The organism is Pseudomonas sp., from assembly GCF_035277045.1.
Taxonomy (GTDB): domain Bacteria; phylum Pseudomonadota; class Gammaproteobacteria; order Pseudomonadales; family Pseudomonadaceae; genus Aquipseudomonas.
This window is the reverse complement of sequence record NZ_DATELE010000180.1, coordinates 1-8,585: the sequence shown is the minus strand read 5'-3', so window position 1 is coordinate 8,585 and position 8,585 is coordinate 1. Positions and strand designations below refer to the sequence as shown.

Genomic DNA, 8,585 nt, shown 5'->3' with positions numbered 1-8,585 from the left:
TTCGAGCGCACGTTCCAGCCGTACTTGATCGGGCCGCCGTCCTTGGAACCGTCTGCCTTCTGCGGCTGGTAGTCGACGGTGACCTTGGCGAAGTTCAGGGTGACGTTCTCGGTCAGGCGGTCATCGCTGCCCGAGCCACCGGTGCTCAGGGAGCTGATCAGCACTTCTTCGAGGTTGATGACCAGGTACTCGACCTGGCTCTCGCCGCCCGCCTTGCGCACAGTCAGCTTGACCTTGTCGATGTGTTTGCCGCTGGAGCAGTGAGCCATCAGGTTGGGGCTGGATTTGTCGACATACTTGGTGATCGACAGGTCCTGGATATTGACCTTGCCGGCACCGCCGCCACCGCCCAGGTGCATGTTGCCGGACTGGGACATGCCCCAGCTCCAGTTCAGCACGTCGATCTCGTCCTTGTGGGCCTTGTCCATGGACTCGCCCTTGATGTCGCCGATCTTGATGAAAATGTCTACAGCCATGGTGTCTCCGGAATATCGCTGGGTTTAGCGGTTCTGTTGGGGCCGCGGGGCGGCCCGGGCCTGTCAGGCGCTTTTGGCCGAGGGCAGCTTCGACACCAGGCGCAGTGACACGGTCAGCCCTTCGAGCTGGTAGTGCGGGCGCAAGTAGAAGCGCGAGTTGTAGTAACCCGGGCTGCCCTCGACGTCCTCGACCACCACCTCGGCGGCCGCCAATGGGTGCTGGGCCTTGGTCGTCTCGGTGGAGTGCGCCGGGTCGCCGTCGACGTAGTTGAGAATCCAGTCCTGCAGCCAGCGCTGCATCTCGTCCTTTTCCTTGAACGAGCCGATCTTGTCGCGAACGATGCATTTGAGGTAATGGGCGAAGCGGCAGGTGGCGAACAGGTACGGCAGGCGCGCGGCCAGGTTGGCGTTGGCGGTGGCGTCCGGGTCGTCGTACTCGGCCGGCTTCTGCAGCGACTGGGCGCCGATGAACGCGGCGAAATCGGTGTTCTTCTTGTGCAGCAGCGGCATGAAGCCGTTCTTGGCCAGCTCTGCTTCACGGCGGTCGGAGATGGCGATCTCGGTCGGGCACTTCATGTCCACGCCACCGTCGTCGGTGGGGAAGGTGTGCGCCGGCAGGTTCTGCACTTCGCCGCCCGACTCCACGCCGCGGATGCGCGAGCACCAGCCGTAGTGCTGGAACGAGCGGTTGATGTTCACGGCCATCGCGTAGGCGGCGTTGGCCCAGGTGTACTTGCTGCTGTCGGCGCCATCGGTATCTTCCTCGAAGGCAAAGGCCTCCACGGGATCGGTCTTGGCACCATACGGCAGGCGTGCCAGGAAGCGCGGCATGGTCAGGCCGATGTAGCGCGAGTCTTCCGATTCGCGCAGCGAGCGCCAGCCGGCGTACTCCGGGGTGGTGAAGATCTTGGTCAGGTCCCGCGGGTTGGACAGTTCCTGCCACGAGCCCATGCCCATCACGGTCGGCGACGCGGCGGCGATGAACGGCGCGTGCATCGAGGCGCAGACCTTGGACATCTCGCCCAGCAGCTCGACATCGGGTGGCGACTGGTCGAAGTAGTAGTCCCCGACCAGGCAGCCATAAGGCTCGCCACCGAACTGGCCGTACTCTTCCTCGTAGAGCTTCTTGAACACCGGGCTCTGGTCCCAGGCGGTGCCCTTGAACTTCTTCAGGGTCTTGTGCAGGTCGGTCTTGGAGACATTGAGCACGCGGATCTTCAGCTGCTCGTCGCTCTCGGTGTTGTTGACCAGGTAGTGCAGGCCACGCCAGGCGCTTTCCAGCTGCTGGAAGTCAGGGTGGTGGATCACCTGGTTGACCTGGGCGGTGAGCTTGGCGTCGATGGCGGCGATGATCTGCTCGATCGAGCCGATGGCATCGTCGGACACCAGGCTGGTCTGCGCCAGGGCCTGCTCGGCGAGGGTGCGCACCGCGCTTTCCACGGCTTCCTTGGCACGCTCGGTCTTGGGCTTGAACTCCTGCAGCAGCAGGGCGGCGAATTCACTCGGCTCCTGGGAGGCGGCCGGCTGGGATTGGGTGTCGCGCAACGGGTCGTTCATGGGCGGTCTCCTCAGGCGCTAGGGTCAACGTCAGCGGGCTTGGGCGCGCTGGCCAGGGCCTGCAGCAGGGCAGGGTCCTTGATGGCTTTGAGAATGACGTCTTCGGCGCCGGTCTTGCCGTCCATGTAGGTCAGCAGGTTGGCCAGCTGGGTGCGGGCTTCGAGCAGCTGGTTCAGCGCGTCGATCTTGCGCGCCACCGCTGCCGGGCTGAAGTCGTCCATGCTTTCGAAGGTGATGTCCAGGTTCAGGTTGCCTTCGCCGGTCAGCGCGTTGGGCACCTGGAACGCCACGCGCGGTTGCATGGCCTTGAGGCGCGAGTCGAAGTTGTCGACATCGATCTCGAGAAACTTGCGGTCGGCCACGGCCGGCAGCGGCTCGGCCGGCTTGCCCGCGAGGTCCGAGAGCACGCCCATGACGAACGGCAACTGGACTTTTTTCTCGGCGCCATACAGCTCGACGTCGTACTCGATCTGCACCCGCGGCGCACGGTTGCGTGCGATGAATTTCTGGGAGCTGGTGTTCGCCACGTTGTTCCTCCTGGCCGCCTGTGCGGCGGTTTCGTCTGTTGCGGGCGTCGGTAATGAAACGGTGCGCAGGGGCCTAGTCGGCCTCGGGTCCGCGCAGGTTTTCGAATTGCGAGAGACCGTCCGGGATCAGGTCGCGGACGATGGTCGCAAAGTCGGCACTGACCAGGTTCTTCGCCCGGCGCAGCAGCACCGGCAGCGGGCTCGAAGGCTCGTGGCGGGCGTAGTACTCGAGCAGGCGTTCGAGGCTCTGCAGCACGTCTTCGCGGCTGCTGACCTGGCCGGGACGGGCGGCGGGACGCGGGCTTGGGGCACTGGCGGCGGCGGGTTGGCGGTCGTCGTCGGCGCTGTCGCCAGCGTCATCCTGGGCGCCGAACACCGGCAGCTCGCCGTCGGGCGCATGCTCGGCCAGCACCTGCTGGGCCTGGCGCAACGGCTGCTTGAGGGCACTCAGGTCGATACCGCTAGCCGAGCCGACCTGCTCGCTGACGCGCTGCTCGATGGCGTCGCATGCTTCGCGCGCCAAGGCCAGGGCCTGGCGGGTCTGGGCCAGTTGCTCGGGGTCGGCATCGCGCAGGGCGGCGGCCAGTTCCTCGACGCTCAACTGCTCGCTGGCGAAGTGCTGCACGCCCGCGGCGTTCAGCGCCGCGCGCAGGGTCACCGGACCGAAGGCGCGTGAGCGCGCCAGCACGGTGTCGCGCAGCAGGGCAATGTTGGTATCGCAGGTGAGGCCCGCGAGGGCGTTGATGCGCACGGTCGGGTCGTTGTCGTCGTCGGCATCGAGTTGCGGGTGCAGGTGCAGCCAGTACTCGTCGAGCAGGTCGCGGATCAGTTCCAGGCTGGCGGCAAGGCCCGGCAAGCCCTTGAGGGCAAGATTGGCCTGGAGCAGAAAGTGGGTGATGCGCACGTCCTTGCTGCGCTGCAGGAGCGCCGTGCACGCCTGCTCGATATGACGCCATTGGGGCGGCTCGGCGGGCTGCACCGAATCACCCATGACACGCTCGGGCCGCCCTTGGGCATCGCGCTCAAGTTGCAGGAAGTCCGGGTCATATTCGAGATCGTGGCCGCAGGGAAAGTCTGGGCTGACAGCGGCGAGCAGCAACGGGAAGTTCACCAGAATTCGATCTCCATATCGGCCCTTGGCGAGGGCTTGCGTGGCGCGAGTTGCCATAGGTGAACTGGCGCGCAAACTTTTCGGGAAATACCAGGTTTGACATCATTGTGATATCAATTTGGCATTCTCAGGTTGAGCTTTATGGTTTATTTCAAGAATGATGTCAAGGTAAGCTAGCCGCCCTCGAGAGGACGCGTGAACAAATCGAGGGTGTGAGGGAATCATTTTCAAGGGTGCCATCAAAGTGCCGCGCAAGTGTGGTTAAATACGCCGCGAGATGCCTGGGTTATTCAAGAATTCCCAGTGAATTCAAGGGTTTCTCGATGTATTGAGATGATCTCTAAGAGTCACTCAACTGAATGGAATCAAGCCGTTCATTATATGCAGGAGGCGTGATGGCACTTTGCCTTACTATTGCTAGTTATCACAAGATTACGCCGGGACAATGCCCCGGGATGCGTGTGGAAACTAGTGCCATCACCATTGGCAGGGGCCCGGATAATGATTGGGTACTGCCAGATCCCGAGCGCCTGGTATCGTCCCGGCATTGTGTTATCGGCCTGCGCGATGGCCGTTACTATCTCACCGACAACAGCACCAACGGCGTTGAACTGGTGCAAGCTGGAATTCGCCTGCGTCGCGGTAACAGCGAGCCGTTGATGGATGGCGAAGTTATCCGGATTGGCGATTACGAAATTCAGGTGCGTATCGAGTCCGGCTTTTCCATGGCCTCTGCCGGCCAGCCGGATGCACAGAGTTTCGAGGCGCTGATGGCCAATCAGGGCGCCGCGCCGAGCGCCCCGCTCGTACCCGCGCCCGCGCCCGGTTTCCAGGGCGCCTCGAGCCACGACACCTTGCCCGACCTGTTCGATTTCCTGGGCCCGTCGAGCGTGTCGGCGGCGAGCCAGCCGGATCATGTCCCCGCCCAGCACCACGACTTCCGTCCACCCACCCCGGTCGCCTCGCCAGCGCTACCGACCGCGGCGCCCGCACCCGAGGCCGCTGGCCTGATACCGGCGGACTGGCACCTGCCGAAGGACCTGCCGCCCGCCGCGCCACAGCCCCCGGCACCCGCCCCGCCAACGCCGCAGCCGGTACCTTGCGTGCCAGCAGTGCCCGCAGTGCCAGCAAGCCCAGCAAGCCCAGCAAATCCAGCAGCGACAGCAGCACCCGTACCCGCGCCCGCCACACCCGCACCGGAACCACCACCTGCACCGACACCCGCACCCGCATCGCCTGCGGCGCCCGCCGAGGGCGATGCCCTGCTGCAGGCGTTCTTGCGCGGCGCGGGCATCGAACATCTGCGTATCGACGGCGGCGACGCCACCGCGCAGATGGAAGCGATCGGGCGCAGCTACCGCCTGATGGTCGAGGGCCTGATCGACGTGCTGCGTTCACGCAGCAGCCTCAAGGGCGAGTTCCGCATGCAGCAGACCTCGATTGCCCCGGTGCACAACAACCCGCTGAAGTTCGCCCCCAACGCCGATGAAGCCCTGCTGCTGTTGCTGCGTCATGGCAATCAGGCGTTCATGCCGGCGGACCAGGCGGTGCGCGACAGTTTCGATGATGTGCGTGCGCATCAGCTGGCGGTGATGGCCGGCGTCGAAGCGGCGATCAAGCACCTGCTGACGCGCTTCGAACCCGCTCAGCTGGAAGCCCGCCTGGCGCCGGCCGCGGGGCTGGCCAAGCTGTTTGGCGGATCGCGCCAGGCCCATTGCTGGCAGCAGTTCACCGCGCTCTACGGGCAGATTTCCCGCGAGGCCGAAGACGATTTCCAGGACTTGTTCGGCCGTGAGTTCAGCCGCGCCTACGAGGCCCACAACGCCCGACTGCAACGCTCCTGAGCCCCGGCTCCAGGACAGGAAGCACACCCAGACGTCATGAGGACAAGGATGAACGCAACAAGACTGATCGCGGCCGCGGCCTTCGCGCTGCTCAGTGCCTGCAGCAAGGATGCGCCGGTAGCGCCCGCGGCCGACCCGGTCGCGCCAGGCCCTGGCATCACCCTGTACTTCAGCGCCGCCCCTGGCCTCAACCCCGGCGCCGGCGGCACGCCCGCGCCGGTACGCGTACGCCTCTTTGAGCTGCGCAACAGCGCGGCGTTCGCCCGTGCCGACTACTTCGCCCTCACCGAAGGGGCTCAAGCCGCGCTGGCGGGCGATCTGCTCGACCAGGACGAGGTGCTGCTGCACCCCGGTGAACAGCTCCGCCTGGCGCGCACGCTCGATCCGGCCACGCGCCAGCTTGGGCTGGTGGTCGGCTACCGCGAGGTCGACCAGGCCCAGTGGCGCAGCGTGCTGCCCGTACCGCCCCGTGATTACCAGATCAGCCTGGATGTGCGCGCCGTGCGCAGCGCCGTGGCCGCCCCGCAAACTGACCCTGCCCGCTAGGCAATCGGAGAATTCATGTCCTGGAACAATCGAGTGGTCTGGTCGGAAGGCATGTTCATCACGACCCAGCATTTTCAGCAGCAAGACCGCTACCTGGAAAACTTCATCGATGCCCGCAGCCGGCCGTTGTCCAGCGCTGCCTGGGGTTTCAGCGAGCTGCTGATCGACCAAGGGCTGCTGGCCCAGGGCAAGCTGGCGATCCTCACCGCGCGCGGCCTGCTGCCCGATGGCACGCCGTTCGATATCCCTCGCGACGACGTGCCGCCAGCGCCGCTGGAGATCCCCGACGACCTTCGCGATGGCGTGATCTATCTTGGCCTGGCGCTCAAGCGCGCCGGGGCCCGCGATACCGTAGACGAGGGCGAGGCCGTCGCCGGGGCCCGCTACGTCAGCCGTGTCAGCGAGGTGCGCGATGACAACGCACCGTTTGAAAACCGCGCCCCGCTGGCCTTGGGCAGCCGGGCACTGCGCCTGCTGCGCGCGGAAGACGGCCTTGGCGACCACGCGGCGCTTGGCGTGATCCGCATCCGCGAGAAACGCGCCGACCGCGCGTTGGTGCTCGACGACAGCTTCATCCCCCCGCTGCTGGATGTGTCCGCCAGCCACCTGCTCGCAAGCTTTCGCAGCGAGCTGCTTGGCCTCCTGCACCAGCGCGGCGAAGCACTGGCCGGGCGGGTCGTGGCCTCGGCCAACGGCGGCGCGTCGGAGATCGCCGACTTCATGCTGCTGCAACTGGTCAATCGTGCCCAGCCGCTGGTCGAGCACCTCAACCAGCTCAGCCCCTTGCACCCTGAGCGCCTGTACAGCGAGCTGGTCAGCCTGGCGGGCGAGTTTTCCACCTTCTGCACCGATGGCCGGCGCCCGGCCAGCTATCCGGTGTACCAGCACGACGACCTGGCGGCGAGCTTCGCGCCGGTCATGGCCTCGCTGCGCGAAGCCTTGTCGATGCTGATCGACAGCAAGGCCGTGGTCATCCCGATCATCGAAAAAGCCTATGGCATCCACGTGGCCATGCTCGCGGACCGCAGCCTGCTGGACAGCGCAAGCTTCATCCTGGTGGTGCGCGCCGACGTGCCCAGCGAGACCCTGCGCGGCCGCTTCGGCCAGCAGAGCAAGATCGGCTCGGTCGAGCACATCCGCGACCTGGTCAACCTGCAGCTGCCCGGCATCGGCCTGCTGCCGCTGCCGGTGGCGCCCCGGCAGATCCCGTTCCATGCCGGCTCCACCTATTTCGAGCTTGACCGGGGCAGCGAGCACTGGGCGCAACTGCAGCATTCCGGTGGCTTCGCGTTCTACGTGGCGGGCGAGTTCCCAGGGCTGACCCTGGCCTTCTGGGCCATTCGAGGATAAGCCGAGATGCATTCCGATGACCCACAGGCCTTCGACCGCACCCAGTTCATGCCCAGGCCCGGAGGCCGTGGCCCGCAACCCGCCGCCCAGGCCCAGGCCAGGCCTGCGGCGCCGGAGCTGCCCGCCGAGCCGTTGGCGCCCGGCCAGGCCCAGGGGCTCAATCCGCTGGAGCAGGCCGCCGGCCCACTGCTGGCACTGCTGACCCGCTTGCGCAACACCCTCGCGCATCCGGCCCCGGCCAGCCTGCGCGCGCAACTGCTGGCGTACCTGCGCCAGTTCGAGGAGCGCGCCGAGACGGCCGGGGTGGTGCGCAACGAGGTGTTGCTGGCGCGCTACGCGCTGTGCACCGCGCTCGATGAGGCCGTGCTCAGCACGCCGTGGGGCAGTGGCAGCGACTGGAGCCGGCAAAGCCTGTTGATCACCGTGCACAACGAAGCCTGGGGCGGCGAAAAGGTGTTCCAGCTGCTCGAGCATTGCCTGCAAAGCCCGCGTGAGCGCCTGAACCTGCTGGAGCTGCTGTACCTGTGCATCAGCCTGGGCTTCCAGGGACGCTACAGGGTCATCAACGAAGGCCGGGCGCAACTCGAAGCGCTGCGCGTGCGCACCGCGGCGGCGATCCACGGTGCGCGGGGCGAGCGCGAGCGCGAATTGTCGCCGCACTGGCGAGGCGTTGCAGTGAGCCGCGACCGCCTGGCCCAGTTCGCGCCACCCTGGGTGGGGCTGGCCGTGGCCGTGGCCCTGCTGGTGCTGGTGCTGTTCGGGCTGCGCCTGAAGCTTGCCGCCGACGCCGAGCCGGTGCTGCGCGGTATCCACGCGCTGGGCGAGATCCCGGTCCAGGCCATGGACCGCCCGGTGGTGCAGCCAAGGCCGGTGGAGCGCCCGCGCCTTGCTGGCCTGCTCGCCGAGGACATCAAGGCGGGCAGGGTCAGTGTCGAGGATGCGGTCGACCGCTCGGTGGTGACCCTGCGGGGCGATGAGCTGTTCGCCTCCGCCAGCGCAAGCATCAAGACCGACTTCGAGCCGCTGATGCTGCGCATCGCCGCGGCGGTGGCCAAGGTCAAGGGCAACGTGCGGGTGAGCGGCCACAGCGACAACCGGCCGATCGCGACGCTGCGTTTCCCCTCCAATTGGGTCCTGTCCCAGGCGCGCGCCGAAGAGGTCCGCGACATCCTCG

At 66.4% G+C, this 8,585-nt stretch carries 8 protein-coding genes; 4 read left to right on the top strand and 4 right to left on the bottom strand.

Features of this window, described 5'->3' with window-relative positions:
- From VJS90_RS09130 to tssA, 4 genes are all read right to left on the bottom strand, one after another.
- A partial coding sequence (locus VJS90_RS09130; RefSeq protein ID WP_324121191.1) for a type VI secretion system tube protein Hcp occupies window positions 1-476 on the bottom strand: 476 nt, incomplete at its 3' end.
- Window positions 477-539: 63 nt separating this feature from the next.
- Entirely contained in the window at window positions 540-2,033 is a 1,494-nt protein-coding gene (tssC, locus tag VJS90_RS09125) for a type VI secretion system contractile sheath large subunit (RefSeq protein WP_324121190.1), read from the bottom strand.
- 11 nt (window positions 2,034-2,044) lie between these two features.
- The gene (gene tssB / locus VJS90_RS09120) at window positions 2,045-2,560 is read right to left on the bottom strand and encodes a type VI secretion system contractile sheath small subunit (RefSeq protein WP_324121188.1); all 516 of its coding nucleotides are present in this window, start codon (window positions 2,558-2,560) and stop codon (window positions 2,045-2,047) included.
- 73 nt (window positions 2,561-2,633) lie between these two features.
- On the bottom strand, window positions 2,634-3,671 hold the full coding sequence (tssA, locus tag VJS90_RS09115) for a type VI secretion system protein TssA (RefSeq protein WP_324121186.1): 1,038 nt from the start codon (window positions 3,669-3,671) through the stop codon (window positions 2,634-2,636).
- A 395-nt stretch (window positions 3,672-4,066) separates the two neighbouring features.
- On the opposite strand from tssA, the gene tagH reads away from it, so the two are divergent.
- From tagH to VJS90_RS09095, 4 genes are all read left to right on the top strand, one after another.
- Entirely contained in the window at window positions 4,067-5,515 is a 1,449-nt protein-coding gene (gene tagH / locus VJS90_RS09110; protein ID WP_324121184.1) for a type VI secretion system-associated FHA domain protein TagH, read from the top strand.
- 48 nt (window positions 5,516-5,563) lie between these two features.
- The gene (gene tssJ, locus VJS90_RS09105) at window positions 5,564-6,061 is read left to right on the top strand and encodes a type VI secretion system lipoprotein TssJ (RefSeq protein ID WP_324121182.1); all 498 of its coding nucleotides are present in this window, start codon (window positions 5,564-5,566) and stop codon (window positions 6,059-6,061) included.
- A gap of 15 nt (window positions 6,062-6,076) precedes the next feature.
- Window positions 6,077-7,411: a type VI secretion system baseplate subunit TssK gene (gene tssK / locus VJS90_RS09100; protein WP_324121180.1), complete on the top strand. Its 1,335-nt coding sequence runs from the start codon at window positions 6,077-6,079 to the stop codon at window positions 7,409-7,411.
- A 6-nt stretch (window positions 7,412-7,417) separates the two neighbouring features.
- The coding region (locus tag VJS90_RS09095; RefSeq protein WP_324121174.1) for a DotU family type VI secretion system protein at window positions 7,418-8,585 on the top strand (1,168 nt) is incomplete at its 3' end.